Raw genomic sequence first — 16,162 nt, forward strand, 5'->3', positions numbered from 1 at the left:
ATGAAGAGGGTGGATTTGCCGGAGTTGGGCTTAGAACGTGTTCACGATCTTAAAACGGCTTGGTGCTCATGATGCCGGCCGTGGCCACGAGGAACAGCAGCTGCGCCGCCAGCAGGGTGCGGCGGGTGGCCGCAGCGGGGTCGCAGAGCAGGCGCTTGGAGAAGGTGGCGCACAGGCCGTGCACCACAAACAGAACCAGGCCGATGTAGGGATAGACCATGTGCTGCCAGGGGCCGACAAAGGTGATGGCCAGGCCCGTCAGTGCGGCCAGGCCGCCGCTGATGCGGGTGAGCACATACCACAGCGGGGTCTTGCCGGCGGGCTGCTGCTTCCAGGCCGTGGCGGTGAACAGCAACGCGCACAGCAGCGACAGCACGGCCAGCAGCATGTGGGAATGCTTGAGAGCGAGGTACATGGGGGACTCCGTTCCAGGATGACTTATTAAAAATAGGAGCTTGTTGTGCGGTTGTTATCTGGCTCTGCGGGGCATTGTGCTTGGAAATGCAAGCAGCACCCGCACAGTCAGCTATCTTTTTTGCTAGATGCCGTGGCGCGCAGCGTTTCCAGGTGGATGCTGGTTTCCGAATGGCTGATGCCCTTGATCAGGCGTATGCGCTCCAGCGCCCGGGCCAGCTCGGGCAAGGTGGCCACCTGCAGCTCGGCCAGCAAATCCCATTGGCCGTTGGTGGCATGCAGGGCCTGCACGGCCGGGTCGCCCAGCAGCGTCACGGCCACGCGCCGGGCGTCGTTGCCCTCGATGGCAATGCTCATCCAGGCCTGCAGGCCATCGGTTTCGGCCTCGGGGCGCAGGCGCAGCGTGTAGCCCACGATCACACCGTCATCTTCCAGCCGGCGCAGGCGGTTGGTCACGGTGCCGCGCGACACGCCCAGCCTGGTCGCCAGCGTGGCCACGCTCTCGCGGGCGTTGTGGCGCAGCAGGGCAATCAGGCGCTGGTCAATCTGGTCCAGATTGGACATAGTGGCAATCAAAGCTGTCTAAATGGCAGGTATTTGACTATTTTCATAAGAATTTGGCAATTTGAATTGTTAGCCTTCTGTGTCACGCTTGGAGCATCCGCTGCACGCAGCCCGATGGAGAGCCTATGACTGCCTTGCCTACCCGCCTGCACCAGCCCCAGGTGCAGACCGATTTTTTGAGTGCCAGCGACGCCGCCCGCCTGGTGGTGCGCGTGGGCGTGCTGGAATGCCTGCGCCAGATGGTGAGTGCGCTGGAAGCCGACTTTGCCCGCTGGAACGACTTCGACAAAACCGCGCGCACGGCCGCCCATTCCGCCAGCGGCGTGATCGAGCTCATGCCCGTGGCCGATGCCCAGGACTACGCCTTCAAATACGTCAACGGCCACCCCATCAACACCCAGTACGGCCTGCCCACGGTGATGGCCTTTGGCGCCCTGGCCGATGTGGCCACCGGCGCGCCGCGCTTTGTCAGCGAGCTGACGCTGACCACCGCGCTGCGCACCGCGGCCACATCGGCCATGGTGGCGCATCGCCTGGCCCGCCCGGACAGCCGATGCATGGCCTTGATAGGCAATGGCGCGCAAAGCGAATTCCAGGCCCTGGCCTTTATCGATTTGCTCGGTGTGCGCCGGCTGCAGCTGTTCGATGTGGACCGCGCAGCCTCCGAGAAACTGCAGCGCAATCTGGCACCCTGGGCCGCCGCGCTTGGCGTGGAGCTGCACATTGCCGACAGCGTGCAGGCCGCCGTACAAGGCGCCGACATCGTCACCACCGTCACCGCCGACAAGCGCAATGCCGTGGTGCTGGACGCCAGCGTGCTGGCGCCGGGCATGCACCTGAACGCCGTGGGCGGCGACTGCCCCGGCAAGACCGAGCTGTCCGCCGAGGTGCTGGAGCGCAGCAGCGTGTTTGTGGAATACGAGCCCCAGACCCGGCTGGAGGGCGAGCTGCAGCAAATGCCGGCCGACTTCGCCGTCACCGAGTTCTGGCGTGTGCTGGCCGGTCAAGCACCGGGCCGGGTATCCGCGCAGCAGATCACCCTGTTCGACTCCGTGGGTTTTGCGCTGGAGGATTACTCGGCCCTGCGTACCATGCATGCGCTGGGCCGCGAGGCCGGCCTGCTGTCGCGCATCGAGCTGGTGCCCACGCTGGACGATCCCAAGGATCTGTTCGCTCTGTTGAAAGCACAGGCTGCAGCAGGCAAGGCTGCAAACGCCTGGCAAAAAGTCGCCTGAATGAAGTCACTGCAAAAAGAGGAGTACGAAGTGCAGACACCGCAAGCCGTCACACTGATTGGAGTGCCTACCGACGTGGGGGCCGGCCGCCTGGGCGCGGCCATGGGGCCCGATGCGCTGCGCGTGGCCCAGCTCGGCCCGGCGCTGGCAGGCTTTGGCGTGCAGGTGCACGACATAGGCAACCTGGCCGGCCCACCGAACCCCCGCAGCGAGCGCGACGCGCAAGGCCTGCGCAATTACGCCGAATGCCTGGCATGGAATCAGGCCACGCACGACGCCGTGCTGGAGCAGCTGCAGGCCGGCAACCTGCCCATCATGCTGGGCGGCGACCACACCCTGGCCACCGGCTCCATCAGCGCCGTGGCCCGCCACTGCCGTGCCACGGGCAAGCGTTTGCGCGTGCTGTGGCTGGACGCCCATGCCGACTGCAATCTGCCCGACATCAGCCCCACCGGCAATCTGCACGGCATGCCCGTGGCCAGCCTGTGCGGCCATGGGCCGGAACCGCTGGCCACCATGTCCGGCGCCAAGCCGGCGGTGCAGGGCAGTGCCATCTGCCAGATCGGCCTGCGCAGCGTGGACGATGTGGAAAAACGCATGATCCAGAAGCTGGGCCTGGAGGTGTTTGACATGCGCGCCGTGGACGAGCTGGGCATGCGCGAAGTCATGCTGCGCGCCCTGGCCGGCCTCAGCGGCCCTGAAGGTGACGATGTACACCTGCACCTGAGCTTTGACGTGGACTTTCTGGACCCCGACATCGCGCCCGGCACCGGCACCACCGTGCGCGGCGGCCCCAACTACCGCGAGGCCCAGCTGTGCATGGAAATGATTGCCGACACCGGCCGCCTGGCCTCCATCGACATCGTGGAGCTCAACCCCGCACTCGACATCCGCAACCAGACCGCCGAGCTGGTGGTGGACCTGGTGGAAAGCCTGTTCGGCAAAAGCACCCTGGTGCGCACGCCCGAGGCGCGCTGAGCTGAACAGAGGTCGGCATGCTCGCGATAAATGAGCGGCCTTTGTAGATATAGCAAGCGATAGCGGCGAAAAATAAAAGCGGTACCACCAAAAGTGGTACCGCTTTTTTCATGCTGCCGATTGCAGGGCCTCAATGTGCTGCACAGGCCAAAATAGCCCGGGTCTGGCGGGCCAACGGAGCCTGGTATTGCAGCGCTGGGTCTGGGAGGCTGGGGGAAGGTGGCAATGCCTGGGCCTGTGGCCAGGCGGGGCGGTGCTGGCCCAGGTGGATGTGCGCGGGTCGTTCCAGCTGGCGGGTCCAGGCGCTGTAGGTGCGCAGCGCCATGGTGTGCAACTGGGCGATATGCAGGGGGAGTTGCGCCAGGATCTGGCTTTCATGCTGCACGGCGGGGCCATGGGCATGTCGCAGCTCTTCGTGGCCTTCGTGGCACCAGGCGCGCACGCTGGCTTCGGTCACTTCCAGGTGGCCTTGAAACGCCCAATGGCGGCCATGGACAAAGCCCTTGTTCAGACACCAGGCGCCATACATGGTGCGGCGGGCGCCGCAGGGAATTTCGAAGGTGTCGTAATGCCAGTTGAAGATGACGGCCTGGCGCGGCAGCTGCATCAGCTGCTGGGCCTGCTGTGTCACCCACACCGGTGCCCAGCCAATGTTGGGGCAGGGGTTGCGCCCGACGCGGGCGCCCATGGCGCGGGCCAGCATTTGCGCGCCAAAGCAGTGGCCCAGCACCGGTACATCGCAGGCCAGTGCGTCCTGCAGCAGGCAGCGTTCCTGCTCCATCCAGCGCAGGTTTTCATTGGCGCAGTGGTTGCTGCCCAGCACCACAATGCCGCGGTAGTCACGGGCATGGATGGGGGCACGGCCTTCGGTGCATGGCTGGATCAACTGGTAGGCAATGCCTTGCTGCTGCAGATGGTCCAGCAAGACGCCAGGGCCTTGCGAGGCTTCATGCTGGAGGATGGCGACAGGCTTCATATCCCTGAAACGGCTGGGTCTGCCAGCCGCAGTGGTTGCGATGGGCCACTGTAGGAATTGCGCCATCAAGCCCGCGCAGCCATTGCAGGGCGCGCTATCAAGATGGCATCAAGCCGCAGGCTTTATGCCGCTGCGCTTGTGCAGCCGTTCCGTGCCCAGGTGCTGGGCCAGCTTGGCATCCAGTGGCAGAGGCTCGCCATGCAGGCGTGCGGTCAGCAGCTCGGCGCAGAGCACGGACAGCGTGAGCCCGCGCGCCCCCAGGGCCGTGAGCGCCCACAGGCCGGGGCATGCCTGGCCTTGGGCATCCAGCACCGGGCCGGCAATGGGCAGGCGGTCATGGCTGGCCACGCGCACCCGGCCCCAGGTGGGCTGGCAGCGGGCGTCTTGCGGGTCGAACCAGGGCGCCATGGCGGCGCCGCTGGCGGGCAGCAGCGTGGACAGCTTGCCATGGTTGACGGCATGGGCCGCGGCCTGGTCGGCAGCGCTGATGGGCAGCTGCGTCACATCGCGCTCAAAGGTGGAGCCCATGACCCAGCTGGGCCCTTGCGGCAGTGGGATGTGGGTCACCAGATTGCCATTGCCATTGACCGGAAAGGGCGGCAGGGCGGTGGCATTGTCTGCGGTGTGTGGCCCCCAGCTGATTTGCCCGCGTATGGCTTGCAGCGGCCAGTGCAGGCCCAGGTTGGTGGGCAGCAGCGCGGCCGTGGCCGGGCCGCAGGCCAGCACGGCCAGGTCGGCCTCGGCCAGCAGTTGGCCTTGCGCGTCCAGCGCCTGCCAGCGGCCGCTGGCCATGCGATGCAGCTGGGCCACGGTAGCCAGGGGCTGAAAGCGAATCAGCGGGTGGTTCAGCTGGGCTTGTACCAGCTGCGCCGGGCACACCCAGCCGGCCTGTTGGTGCCAACAGGCCGCGGTGTCCGGTGCCAGGCCGGCCCGGGCCAGTTGCTCGGGGCTGGCAGCGTGGCTCCAATCGTCACCCGGGCCGCCGGCCCAGTGGGCGGGCAGGCCGGTGCCGCCATCGGTGCAATGCTCCAGCACACCGCTGGGGGCCCAGTCCTCGTCTTCATGGCACAGATCGCGCAGGCGCTGCAGCGTTTGGCGCACGCCGTTGCGCGACAAGCGCGAGAGCACGCTGTCGTCTGGCGAGACATGGGGGCAGAACAGGCCGGCAGGCAGGCCGGAGGCGCCATCGGCCGGGCCGTCGCCCACGGCCAGCACCGTCACCTGCCAGCCGCGCAGCGCCAGGCTGTGGGCTACCGCACTGCCGGCCAGGCCTGCGCCTATGACCAGTGCTGTGCCTGGCTGCGTGACCGGTGCCGGCCCCTGTGGTGCGCGTACACGTGGCTCCCAGGCCGGGTTGAAGCAGGCTTGCAGCAAGGGCGTGGCGGAGGGCTGCAGGGCAAAGCCGCATTGGGCCAGTGCATTGCCTAGGCCCATGTCTACGTCCACGGTTGCCGCCGCCAGCCGCGTGCCGCGCCGGCAATGGCGGGTCAGGGCCTTGAGGGTGTGAACGTCCCAGGTACTGGGGAGGGTGTCCGGGCCCGGGCTGGGCGGTGCAGCCTGCAGATACATGCTGTCGGCCACCGTGGTCTGCTGGCGCAGCATGGCCTGGGTGTCGCCCACCCACAGCGTCAGCTGTACCTGCCCGTTCTCAAAGCTGAGACGGTGCACACCGGGCAGCAGACCGTGAAAGCGCGCTGCCAGCTGCTCGGCCAGCGGGCGCAGTTGCGGATCGCTCGGTGCGGCACGCAGCAGGTCGGCAGCGCTGACGGGAAAAGTCTCTGTCGCGGTGAAATGCAGTAGGCGCGGGCGTTGCGGGTCGGCCCGCCATGCGGCCCAGGTGGCCAGAAAGTTCAGGCCATCACCAAAACCGGTTTCCAGTACTCGCCACTGGGCCTGCCCCGCCCAGGCTGCTGGCAGACCGCAGCCAGCCAGAAACGCCTCGCGCGTTTGCTGCAGACAGACACGATCGGTGCCGTTATAGGGCGTGCCATCAGGCAGCTGGCTCATCGGTTCGGACATGGAAAAAAACCTGTATCAGTGTTTGGGGGCGGGCCCCTCACCCCCACCCTCTCCCCAAAGGGGCGAGGGAGTAAACCCAAAGGCGCAGCGCACAAAACTGGCGGGCTTCAAACCAAGGCTGCCGCGCAAGGGCCGCCCCGCCGCGCTGGCAGCGTCCCCCTGGGGGAAGGCGCCGAAGGCGACTCAGGGGGGAGCTTATTCCCAGCGCTGCTGGTAAGAAAACATGGGCAGGCGCCAGTGAAAGCGGATGGCGGCCAGCCGGAACATCAACCCGCCGACAAAGCACACCAGGGTGCTGATATTGGAGTTGACCTCCAGCGCGCGCAGGCCCAGGAACAGGAGGCACACGGTGAGGGAGACGCTGGCATACAGCTCGCGGCGGAACACCACCGGCACCTGGTTGCACAGCACGTCACGCACAATGCCGCCGCTGATGCCGGTGATCATACCGGCCATGATGACCACCACCGTGGGGTAGCCCAGCTCCAGTGCCACATTGCAGCCTATGAGCGAGAAGGCAATCAGGCCCATGGCGTCCAGCAGCAGGAACACCTGTTTGAGGCGGATCATGTGGCGTGCCACCACCGTGGTCAGCAGGCCGGCGGAGATCACCAGATAGACATATTCGGGGTGCTGGGTCCAGCCGATCGGGTAATGGCCCAGCACCATATCGCGTATGGTGCCGCCGCCCAGGGCGGTGACAAAGGCGATGACGACCACGCCAAAAATGTCCATATTGCGCCGGCCCGCGGCCAGGGCGCCCGACATGGCTTCGGCCGTGATGGCAATCAGATAGATCACCAGCATGACGGTGATGTTGGACAGCTGGAACGACTCCAGCAGCGAAATGGAAGGCAGCATGGCTGAGGCCCATCAATAAAAAACCAGGCCCGGAACCTTGTCCGCTGCCTGGTGCGCCTCTCCCGCTGTCCTTTGTACCTGAGAGTTGCGTGCCCCAGCCCTGGTGCTGCGGCACTTGCCCCTTCGGTGAGCCCTGTGCATGCATGGGCACGCGGGGCTGCTCTCCAGTTGGCGAATGTTTTCTGCGGTACTTCGGCCTGAGCGATTATGGGAGTTTGCGCCTTCGGCGGAGGCAGCCATGGGGCCGCCTCGCTCTCCCGCAGAGAATCTGGAATTCTAGGTGGTTTTGCTGCGCTGCAAAACTTTCCATACAACAAAGCCCCAGGGCGTTGGCGCAGGGGCTTTGTGTGGGGTCAGCCGCAAGTGCTGCCTGGGATGGCGCGCCGGGCGAAACCCTTTCTTCAGCGCTTCATGGCATTACGCGCTGGGCGGGACGTAGCCTGCTGCGGCGTCTGCGCCGCTGCCAAAGAAATGGTTTTCCATCTGGCGGGCCAGGTATTGGCGGGCGCGGGCGTCGGCCAGGTTCAGGCGGTTTTCGTTGACCAGCATGGTCTGGTGCTTGAGCCAGTCGGCCCAGGCTTGCTTGCTCACGCCTTCATAGATGCGCTTGCCCAGTTCGCCGGGATAGGGGGGGAAGTCCAGACCTTCCGCGTCTTGGCCGAGCTTGATGCAGTGAACGGTACGTGCCATGGGGAATCCTTATGGGGAAATTCTTCGGATGTTTGAGTAATAACAAACTGAAATCTTATTGGTTTCAGTTTTGAGGATGGGGTTTCAGAATGCGCAGCAACGGGATTCAGAACCGTTTGCCACGCAACCAGAACCACCGAGACCCTCAATGACCAATCGCCGCCACTTTATCAAGTTTCCCCTGCTGGCCAGCCTGTTGGCCGGCTTGACCCTCGGCGCTCTGCCGGCACTGGCGCAGCAGCCGGTGACGCTGCTCAACGTCTCCTACGACCCCACGCGTGAGCTGTATGTGGAATACAACCAGGCCTTTGCCAAATACTGGAAGGCCAAGACCGGTCAGGACGTGAGCATCAAGCAGTCGCATGGCGGCTCGGGCAAGCAGGCGCGCTCCATCATCGACGGCATCGACGCCGATGTGGCCACGCTGGCCTTGGCGGGCGATGTGGATGCCCTGGTCAAGAACGGCAACCACCTGGCCGCCGACTGGCAAACCAAGCTGCCGCACAACAGCGCGCCCTACACCTCGACCATTGTGTTTCTGGTGAAAAAGGGCAACCCCAAGGGGCTCAAGGACTGGGACGACCTGATCAAGCCCGGCGTGCAGGTCATCACCCCCAACCCCAAGACCAGCGGCGGCGCGCGCTGGAACTATCTGGCGGCCTGGGAGTTTGCCAAGCGCAAATACGGCGGTGAGGCCCAGGCCAAGGATTTTGTGAAGAAGCTCTACCAGAACGTGCCCGTGCTGGACACCGGCGCGCGTGGCTCGACGATTACCTTTGTGCAGCGCGGCGTGGGCGATGTGCTGCTGGCCTGGGAGAACGAAGCCTTTTTGGCGCTGAAGGAATTCGGCCCCGAGAAGTTCCAGATCGTGGCGCCTTCGCTGTCCATCCTGGCCGAGCCCACGGTGGCCGTGGTCGACAAGGTGGTCAACAAAAAGGGCACACGCGCCGTGGCCGAGGAATACCTGAAGTATCTGTACTCGCCCGAGGGCCAGCGCATTGCCGGCAAAAACTTCTACCGCCCCACCGACGCCAAGGTGGCGGCCGAATTTGCCAGCCAGTTTCCCAAGCTGGAGCTGGTGACCATAGACAAGGCCTTCGGCGGCTGGACCAAGGCTGACAAGGACCACTTTGCCGACGGCGGCAGCTTCGACCAGATCTATACCAAGAAGTGAGCATGCGGCGGGCCCATCCGGCCTGCTGCTATTTGAAAAGGAGCTAACCATGCGCACACAGACTGCACCCAAGCCCGTTTTGACCCGCAAGCGTATGCCCGCCATGGTCACGCCTGCCCATGTGTGCCAGCTGTTGCGGGTGACTGCGCGCCAATGGGGGGTGTCGCTGCGCACCACACCCAGGCCTTGCCTGGGCGCATGAAACAAAAAGGGCGCGCTGCACAGGCATGCGGTGCGGCTGTGCAGAGGGCAATGCCTGAATCATTCATCCAGCGCGAAAGCCCGGGGTGAATGGATGGTCAGGCGCAATCACGCGTTGTGCCTGGCGCGGGATTTTGATGTCCCCAACGGTGTTGCGCTGCAGCAGATTTTGGTGTGGCCTTCACCATATTTTGCAAAGCGCTGACTGGATGAGCGTGCAAATAGTGTAGGGCGCGCTGAAGAAACGCCAGAGGCGCTCTCAAGCCAGGGCCAGGTAAATCCACCTGAGGCTCTGCATTCGCTGCCGCCAGGAATGGCCAAAAGCGTATTCCGCCTGGCCTGTGCTGCTGCACGGGCTGTTTTGCGCAAGCCCCTCGAAAGGCAGAAAGCGCTGCGTTGTATAGCAGCTTATGCAGGCTGGGTGCGGGCTGTGGCCGGTTGGCACCAAAAGGAATGCTGAAAGCGCGGAGAAAGAGCCAAAAGGAAACCAAAAAAATAAAAAGGCGCCTGGGGCGCCTTGTTCTCAACTTGGAGGTTCCAAACCACAGGTCCTGCACGGTCTACCAATCGGACTCTCCCCCCTCTCGGAATCCCATGAATAAAGAGCACTGTGGTTTGGAGTGCGTATATTAACCGGGTTTGAAAGCTTGATTCAAGCGGATTATGTCAGGTAGAGAAAAAATCTGACAAAAAGCAATATTTGGGGAGAATGGGGCGGGCTGTCAGTATGGCGTGAGGGTTTTGTGCGAGAGGCGTGGTAGGGCAGATAAAGCCTGGGGCTTGGGGCCCCAAGCTGTATCAGGCCATGGTCATCAGGCTGGCATTACCACCGGCAGCGGCCGTGTTGATGCTCACGGCGCGCTCCAGCAGCAGCCGCTCCAGGGGGATGGTGGCTTGGGCGCTGTCCATATGCTGGCAGGCCACCAGCGGGCCGCTGCGCGCTGCCAACTGCTGCTGCAGGGCCTGCAGTGACGCCGCGCTGCCGCAGTGCAGGGCCACATCCACAGCGGTCGTGACCGGCTCGGTGTGTGGCGCGCTGCTGTCGGCCAGCAAGGTGATGCATGGCTGCACAGCAACTGGCAACTGGCGGTAGAGCGGGGCATGCCGGGCGGCCCACAGTGCCTGGCCGCCCACGGCCAGCACGGCGGCCAGCTGGTGCAGCAGGGCGTTGTGGCTGTCCGGGCCGCCATCCACCTGGCACAGCACCTGGCTGCGGGGCAGCAGCGTGTAGGTGTTGCGCTCGCCCGTGGGGCCGGGCAAGGTATAGCGCAGGCCGACCGGGGATTGGGCGGGCAGCTGCTGGCACAGGGTGTGCAAGCCCGGCTGCCCGGCTTGGGCGGTGGCCCAATGTGCCAGGGCTTGAAGGGCAGCGCTGTGTTGCGGCGCGCTGTTTGCAGCCGGCCCGCAGGCGCGCTCCAGCACGGCACGCAATTGCCCTGGGTGGCGTGCCAGCAGGCGCAGCACATACAGCGGGCCGCCGGCCTTGGGCCCCGTGCCTGACAGGCCTTCGCCGCCAAAGGGCTGCACGCCCACTACGGCGCCCACCATATTGCGGTTGACATACAGATTGCCGGCCTGGGCGCGGGCCAGCACCAGGTCCACGGTTTCGTCGATGCGGGTGTGCAGGCCCTGGGTGAGGCCGTAGCCGGTGGCCGCAATCTGGTCCAGCAGCTGGGGCAGCTGGTGGCGGCGCCAGCGCAGCACATGCAGCACCGGGCCGAACACCTCGCGCTGCAGCTCGTCTATGGACGCGATCTCGATCAGCGTGGGCGGCACATAGCAGCCGGCGGCGGCCACTGCGGCGCTCAGTGCCGCCTGGGTGGTGTGGCGGCCCTTGGCCTGCATGGCCGCGATATGCCCTTGGATGCCGGCTTGGGCCTGCACATCAATCACCGGGCCCACATCGGTGGTCAGGGCGCTGGGGTTGCCGCATGCCAGCTCCTGCATGGCGCCGCGCAGCATGTCCAGCACGCGCTCTGCGGCGTCTTCCTGCACGCACAGCAGGCGCAGGGCCGAGCAGCGTTGGCCGGCGCTGTCAAAGGCCGAACTCAGCACATCACCCACCACCTGTTCCACCAGGGCGGAGGAGTCCACGACCATGGCGTTTTGTCCCCCGGTTTCGGCCACCAGCACCACGGGCTGGCCGTCGGGGCGCAGGCGCTGGGCCAGGCTGCGCTGTAGCAGGCGTGCCACCTCGGTGGAGCCGGTGAACAGCACGCCTTGCACCCGGGCATCGGCCACCAGGGCGGCGCCCACGGTTTCGCCCTCGCCGGGCAGCAGTTGCAGCGCGCCGGCGGGAATGCCGCTGCCCTGCAGCAGTTGTACGGCCAGATGGGCAATCAGCGGCGTTTGCTCGGCCGGTTTGGCCAGCACCACATTGCCGGCGGCCAGGGCAGCCGCAATCTGGCCGGTGAAGATGGCCAGCGGGAAGTTCCAGGGGCTGATGCACACCACCGGGCCCAGCGGAATATGCGTGGCGTTGGCAAAGTCACGCTGCACCTGGGTGGCGTAGTAGCGCAAAAAGTCCACGGCCTCGCGCACCTCGGCCACGGCATTGGCGGCGGTCTTGCCGGCCTCGCGCAGCAGCAGGGCGATGAACTGGGGCAGCTGGGCCTCGTAGGCATCGGCCGCGGCCCGCAGCAGGCGCGCGCGCTCGGCGGGAGGGGTTTGGGTCCAATCGGCCGCAGAGGCTTGTGCAGCAAGCAGAGCCAGCTCTACTTCGGGGAGCGTGGCCGCACGCACCGTGCCCAGTACATCGCCATGGTCGGCGGGGTTGCGCACGGCCTGGGTCGGATGGCTGGCTGCGGCTTGCGGCGGTACAGCCAGCAGCGGCGCCGCATGCCATCGGGTGGTCAGAGCCTGCGTGAGTGCGGCCTGCAGCGGCTGCAGCACGGCCTCGCTGGCCAGGTCCAGCCCTTGGGAGTTGCTGCGCTGTGCACCGTAGAGCTGGCTGGGCAAAGGGATGTGCGGGTGGTGGGCGCCCAGCAGGCCTTCGGTGGCGGCGGCCTGGTCGACCGCTGTGATGGGTGATGCCGCCAGCTCCGCAAGCGACAGGCTGGGGTCGGCAATGCGGTGCACAAACGAGGTGTTGGCGCCGTTTTCCAGCAGACGGCGCACCAGATAGGCCAGCAGCGTCTCATGCGTGCCCACCGGGGCGTAGATGCGGCAGGGGCGTTGCATGGGGCCTACCACCTGCTCGTACAGCGACTCGCCCATGCCGTGCAGGCATTGGAACTCGTACTGGCCGCGTGCATAACCCTCGGGCCCGGCCATCTGGTAGATGCTGGCCAGGGTTTGCGCATTGTGGGTGGCGAACTGGGGGTAGACCGCATCGGGCGCGGCCAGCAGGCGGCGCGCGCAGGCCAGGTAGGACACATCGGTGTGCACCTTGCGGGTGTAGACCGGGTAGTCGGCCAGGCCATCAATCTGGGCGCGCTTGATCTCGCTGTCCCAGTAGGCGCCCTTGACCAGGCGCACCATCAGCCGGCGGCGGCTGCGGCGAGCCAGATCGATCACATAGTCGATGACGGCGGGGCAGCGCTTTTGGTAGGCCTGGATGACAAAGCCCAGGCCGTTCCAGCCGGCCAGCGATGGGGCCTGGCTCAGGGCTTCCAGCAGGTCCAGCGACAGCTCCAGCCGGTCGGCCTCTTCGGCGTCGATGTTCAGGCCGATGTCGTACTTGCAGGCCAGCTCGGCCAGCTGCAGCACACGCGGCAGCAGCTCACTCATTACTCGGCCATATTGGGCGCGGCTGTAGCGCGGGTGCAGGGCGCTGAGCTTGATCGAAATGCCCGGCCCCTCGTAAATGCCGCGCCCGTTGGCTGCCAAACCAATGGCGTGTATGGCCTCCACATAGGACTGCAGATAGCGTTCTGCATCCTGGGCGGTGAGGGCGGCCTCGCCCAGCATGTCGTAGGAATAGCGAAAGCCCTGGGCCTCCAGCCGGCGGGCATTGGCCAGGGCCTGGCCTATGGTTTCGCCGGTGACAAACTGCTCGCCCATCATGCGCATGGCGATATGAACGCCCTTGCGCACCAAGGGCTCGCCCCCCTTGGCCGTGAGCCGCGCCAGCGCCGAGCCCAGGCTGCCTTCGCTGTGGGTGGCCACCAGCTTGCCGGTCAGCAGCAAGCCCCAGGCCGCCGCGTTGACGAACAACGAAGGGCTTTTGCCCAAATGGCTGTGCCAGTTGCCATCGCGAATCTTGTCGCGGATCAGCGCATCGCGTGTGGCATTGTCGGGAATGCGCAGCAGGGCCTCCGCCAGGCACATCAGCGCAATGCCTTCCTGGCTGGACAGCGAAAACTCCTGCAGCAAGCCTTGCACCAGGCCGCTTTTGCCGCCACCAGGCTTGCGTGCGCGCAGCTGCTCCGACAATTGCAGCGCCATGTCTTGCACGGCCCGGGCCATGGCCGAAGGCAGGCGGGCTTGCTCCAGCAGCGGGGCGACGGCCTCAGGCTCGGGGATGCGGCAGGCCGCGGTAATGGCCGCACGCAAAGGCGTGGCAGGGGCCGGGCCGGCGGCAAAATAGCGCACCGCTTCGGCGGTGTGCACAGCGGCAGCAGTCAGGTGGCTGGACATGGAAACGCTCCCTCAATACAAGTCGGTGCAAGGCCGTGAATGGAATGGCGCGATGATTTCCGAATGTGTACCGAATAAAATTCCGAAAAATGTCTGAACCGACGAACAACTCACCAAAGCCTGCGGACGATGACGGCACGCTGGACCGCATAGACCGGCGCATCCTGGCCATATTGCAAGAAGACGGCCGCATCTCCAACCTCAAGCTGGCAGAGCGCGTGGCCCTGTCACCCACGGCCGTGCTGGCCCGCGTGCAACGCCTCACGCGCGAAAAATTCATCCTGGGCTACGAGGCACGGCTCAACCCCCACAAGCTGGGCGCCGGCATGCTGGTGTTTGTGGAGGTGCTGCTGGACCGCACCACCCCCAATGTGTTTGATGAATTCAAGGCCGCCGTGCAGGTCCACCCCGAAGTCATGGAGTGCCATATGGTGGCCGGCGGCTTTGACTACCTGCTCAAGACCCGCATGGCCGATATGCAGGCCTACCGCGCATTCGCTGGCCGCGTGTTGTGGCAACTGCCCGGTGTGCGCGAGACGCGTACCTATGCGGTGATGGAAGAGGTCAAGGACGGGGCGAAGCTGGCGCTGGGGTAAGGCCTGGCCTTTGCCTTTGGAGAGCCTTGTCGCGCGGTATGCGGTGCTGCTGGGGTTGCTCACCACCCGGTGTAGGTGGTGAGTTTTTCGGCCTTGTCGGTGGACATTGACCTAGAAAAGTGGTTTTGTGGAGGGCTTTTTTCGACCGAGGCTGTGTGGAAACTCAAAAACTTCACCGGCATCTCAGCCAATGGGTCAACAAGCTCTTGCATTTCGTGGTGTTGAAGATTTTTTCCCTCAAGAACGACCTGTCCCCTCCCAATCGGGCATCCAACGCCGTTTCTGACTCCAATTTCACCCTTTAAAAGGGCTCACCTGCCTACCAGACGCATTGCAGCCATGGTTCTTGCGAACCCAAGAATTCCAAGCACTCGCTTAAGGTTGTAGGCCAGCACATTCAAGCTCATCTCGGTGCTCACATTCGGCAGCCGCCTGGTTAGGAAGTGCGTGTACCCCATCCAATGCTTGAGCGTGCCGAACACATGCTCCACCGTCCGCCTTCTCACCATCATGGCGTCAGGCATTTGGTCCAAACGCTGCTGCGCTCGCTCCACGACGTCTTCGTGCTCCCATCGACTGATGCGGCGGTAATCGCTGGGCGTGCACTGGGATTTGATTGGGCATTGTTTGCAAGCGCTGCTCCAGTAGCGTCGCATTTGCAGACCTGCCTCCTCGCGGGTGAAGCGGTAGATGGCCCGCTGTCCTGCGGGGCACTGGTATTCGTCATCTTTCTGGATGTAGATGAAGTCTGAGCGATCGAAGCGGCCTTTGGCACGCGCACCAGATGTATTGGGCTTGGGAAGAATGGCTGCTACACCAGTGTCTTCGCATGCTTTGATCTGCTCACCACTGTAATAGCCACGGTCCGCAATGGCTTGCAGCTTGCGTTTGCCCATGGCCTTGCGTGCAGCCAGTGCCATGGAAGCAAGAGCACTTCTGTCATGGCCTTGATTGATCACTTCATGGGCGACGATCAGATGATGTTTGGCATCTACCGCTACCTGAACGTTATAGGCCACCATGCCAGAGCCTCGGCCACTGGTGGCCATGGATCTGGCATCTGGGTCTGTTGTTGATAGCTGCTTGTCCGGCTGCTCTTTGAGTTGTTCCTTCACCTCATCGAGTGCCTGCATTTGTTTGCGCAGCAAGGCTATCTTGTCTTGGAGTCGGGTGGTCCGCGCCTCAAGCTCCGCAGGCTGCGTGCGATCTGCTGTATCCAGATCTGCCAGGTAGCGCTGAATGCTTTCTTCGATCTGCTGTTGGCGCTTGTCAATCTTGCCCAAGGTGAAGTTCTTGTCACGAGTGTTGACGGCTTTGAACTTGCTGCCATCAATCGCTACCAGAGCCTTGGTAAACAGCTTCAGATCACGACACAGCACTACGAACCGGCGGCATACATTGCGGATGCCTGCGCCGTTATCTCGACGGAAATCAGCGATTGTTTTGAAGTCAGGTGACAAACGGCCAGTGAGCCACATGAGCTCCACATTGCGCTGCGCTTCACGCTCCAGGCAGCGGCTGGATTGGATGCGGTTGAGATACCCGTAGATGTAGACCTTGAGCAGTACCGCAGGGTGATAAGCCGGGCGACCTGTGGCTGCAGGTGTTGCCCCATCAAAGCCCATCGAACACAAGTCCAGTTCTTCAACGAACGCATCGACAATGCGCACGGGATTGTCTACACCCACAAAGTCATCGAGACACTCGGGCAGCAAGGTCACTTGCTCGCGGGCCTGGCCTTCAATGAATCGCTTCATGGGTCACCTCGCTAAAACCGGGTGCTGTGATTTTAAATTTTGAAGCGTGAGCGGCCAAGCGTTTTCACACAGCCTCGACCCATTCCTGGCATTGCGGCCAGCGGTCACTCAATTGCGCG

At 64.2% G+C, this 16,162-nt stretch carries 13 protein-coding genes and 1 riboswitch; of the genes, 5 read left to right on the forward strand and 8 right to left on the reverse strand.

What is annotated here, in order from left to right; genetic code table 11:
- Positions 1–49: 49 nt before the first annotated feature.
- Positions 50–415 (reverse strand): hypothetical protein, encoded by a 366-nt coding sequence (locus tag ACA027_RS08880; RefSeq protein ID WP_370682009.1) that lies wholly within the window; start codon positions 413–415, stop codon positions 50–52.
- Positions 416–522: 107 nt separating this feature from the next.
- Positions 523–969, reverse strand: coding sequence for an Lrp/AsnC family transcriptional regulator (locus ACA027_RS08885; RefSeq protein ID WP_370682547.1), 447 nt, complete (start codon positions 967–969; stop codon positions 523–525).
- A 134-nt stretch (positions 970–1,103) separates the two neighbouring features.
- Between ACA027_RS08885 and ACA027_RS08890 the strand changes: the two genes are divergently transcribed.
- Together ACA027_RS08890 and rocF are read left to right on the forward strand one after the other, a co-directional pair.
- Positions 1,104–2,213: an ornithine cyclodeaminase gene (locus tag ACA027_RS08890; protein WP_370682010.1), complete on the forward strand. Its 1,110-nt coding sequence runs from the start codon at positions 1,104–1,106 to the stop codon at positions 2,211–2,213.
- On the forward strand, positions 2,214–3,191 hold the full coding sequence (gene rocF, locus ACA027_RS08895) for an arginase (RefSeq protein ID WP_370682011.1): 978 nt from the start codon (positions 2,214–2,216) through the stop codon (positions 3,189–3,191). It begins immediately after the preceding gene.
- A 130-nt stretch (positions 3,192–3,321) separates the two neighbouring features.
- On the opposite strand, the gene ACA027_RS08900 is transcribed toward rocF, so the two are convergent.
- The 4 genes from ACA027_RS08900 to ACA027_RS08915 form a co-directional block, all read right to left on the reverse strand.
- A complete protein-coding gene (locus ACA027_RS08900) occupies positions 3,322–4,167 on the reverse strand; it encodes a type 1 glutamine amidotransferase (RefSeq protein WP_370682012.1) in 846 nt (281 codons plus the stop codon).
- Positions 4,168–4,275: 108 nt separating this feature from the next.
- Complete coding sequence (gene mnmC, locus ACA027_RS08905) at positions 4,276–6,186, reverse strand: FAD-dependent 5-carboxymethylaminomethyl-2-thiouridine(34) oxidoreductase MnmC (protein WP_370682013.1); 1,911 nt, start codon at positions 6,184–6,186, stop codon at positions 4,276–4,278.
- 195 nt (positions 6,187–6,381) lie between these two features.
- Positions 6,382–7,047, reverse strand: coding sequence for a trimeric intracellular cation channel family protein (locus tag ACA027_RS08910; RefSeq protein ID WP_370682014.1), 666 nt, complete (start codon positions 7,045–7,047; stop codon positions 6,382–6,384).
- A 175-nt stretch (positions 7,048–7,222) separates the two neighbouring features.
- A riboswitch (glycine riboswitch) is annotated at positions 7,223–7,317 on the reverse strand.
- A 147-nt stretch (positions 7,318–7,464) separates the two neighbouring features.
- Entirely contained in the window at positions 7,465–7,737 is a 273-nt protein-coding gene (locus ACA027_RS08915; RefSeq protein WP_370682015.1) for an oxidative damage protection protein, read from the reverse strand.
- Between the two features lie 148 nt (positions 7,738–7,885).
- Here ACA027_RS08915 and ACA027_RS08920 point away from each other — a divergent pair, with 148 nt between their 5' ends.
- Together ACA027_RS08920 and ACA027_RS08925 are read left to right on the forward strand one after the other, a co-directional pair.
- A complete protein-coding gene (locus tag ACA027_RS08920; RefSeq protein WP_370682016.1) occupies positions 7,886–8,911 on the forward strand; it encodes a sulfate ABC transporter substrate-binding protein in 1,026 nt (341 codons plus the stop codon).
- A 49-nt stretch (positions 8,912–8,960) separates the two neighbouring features.
- Entirely contained in the window at positions 8,961–9,113 is a 153-nt protein-coding gene (locus ACA027_RS08925; RefSeq protein WP_370682017.1) for a hypothetical protein, read from the forward strand.
- Between the two features lie 797 nt (positions 9,114–9,910).
- Here ACA027_RS08925 and putA read toward each other — a convergent pair.
- Positions 9,911–13,690, reverse strand: coding sequence for a trifunctional transcriptional regulator/proline dehydrogenase/L-glutamate gamma-semialdehyde dehydrogenase (gene putA, locus ACA027_RS08930; RefSeq protein WP_370682018.1), 3,780 nt, complete (start codon positions 13,688–13,690; stop codon positions 9,911–9,913).
- 89 nt (positions 13,691–13,779) lie between these two features.
- Between putA and ACA027_RS08935 the strand changes: the two genes are divergently transcribed.
- Entirely contained in the window at positions 13,780–14,286 is a 507-nt protein-coding gene (locus ACA027_RS08935; protein WP_370682019.1) for an Lrp/AsnC ligand binding domain-containing protein, read from the forward strand.
- Positions 14,287–14,597: 311 nt separating this feature from the next.
- On the opposite strand, the gene ACA027_RS08940 is transcribed toward ACA027_RS08935, so the two are convergent.
- Complete coding sequence (locus ACA027_RS08940) at positions 14,598–16,043, reverse strand: IS1182 family transposase (RefSeq protein WP_370678848.1); 1,446 nt, start codon at positions 16,041–16,043, stop codon at positions 14,598–14,600.
- Between the last annotated feature and the right edge of the window lie 119 nt (positions 16,044–16,162).

Origin of the sequence: Comamonas sp. GB3 AK4-5 (assembly GCF_041320665.1) — a bacterium.
Classification (GTDB): Bacteria; Pseudomonadota; Gammaproteobacteria; order Burkholderiales; family Burkholderiaceae_C; genus Comamonas.

Excerpts from the sequence above, each read along its gene's own strand:
- ACA027_RS08940 (WP_370678848.1), bottom strand. The coding sequence starts at position 16,043 with ATGAAGCGATTCATTGAAGGCCAGGCCCGCGAGCAAGTGACCTTGCTG.
- ACA027_RS08915 (WP_370682015.1), bottom strand. The coding sequence starts at position 7,737 with ATGGCACGTACCGTTCACTGCATCAAGCTCGGCCAAGACGCGGAAGGT.
- ACA027_RS08890 (WP_370682010.1), top strand. The coding sequence starts at position 1,104 with ATGACTGCCTTGCCTACCCGCCTGCACCAGCCCCAGGTGCAGACCGAT.
- ACA027_RS08925 (WP_370682017.1), top strand. The coding sequence starts at position 8,961 with ATGCGCACACAGACTGCACCCAAGCCCGTTTTGACCCGCAAGCGTATG.
- rocF (WP_370682011.1), top strand. The coding sequence starts at position 2,214 with ATGAAGTCACTGCAAAAAGAGGAGTACGAAGTGCAGACACCGCAAGCC.
- ACA027_RS08935 (WP_370682019.1), top strand. The coding sequence starts at position 13,780 with ATGTCTGAACCGACGAACAACTCACCAAAGCCTGCGGACGATGACGGC.
- mnmC (WP_370682013.1), bottom strand. The coding sequence starts at position 6,186 with ATGTCCGAACCGATGAGCCAGCTGCCTGATGGCACGCCCTATAACGGC.
- ACA027_RS08920 (WP_370682016.1), top strand. The coding sequence starts at position 7,886 with ATGACCAATCGCCGCCACTTTATCAAGTTTCCCCTGCTGGCCAGCCTG.
- ACA027_RS08910 (WP_370682014.1), bottom strand. The coding sequence starts at position 7,047 with ATGCTGCCTTCCATTTCGCTGCTGGAGTCGTTCCAGCTGTCCAACATC.
- putA (WP_370682018.1), bottom strand. The coding sequence starts at position 13,690 with ATGTCCAGCCACCTGACTGCTGCCGCTGTGCACACCGCCGAAGCGGTG.
- ACA027_RS08900 (WP_370682012.1), bottom strand. The coding sequence starts at position 4,167 with ATGAAGCCTGTCGCCATCCTCCAGCATGAAGCCTCGCAAGGCCCTGGC.
- ACA027_RS08880 (WP_370682009.1), bottom strand. The coding sequence starts at position 415 with ATGTACCTCGCTCTCAAGCATTCCCACATGCTGCTGGCCGTGCTGTCG.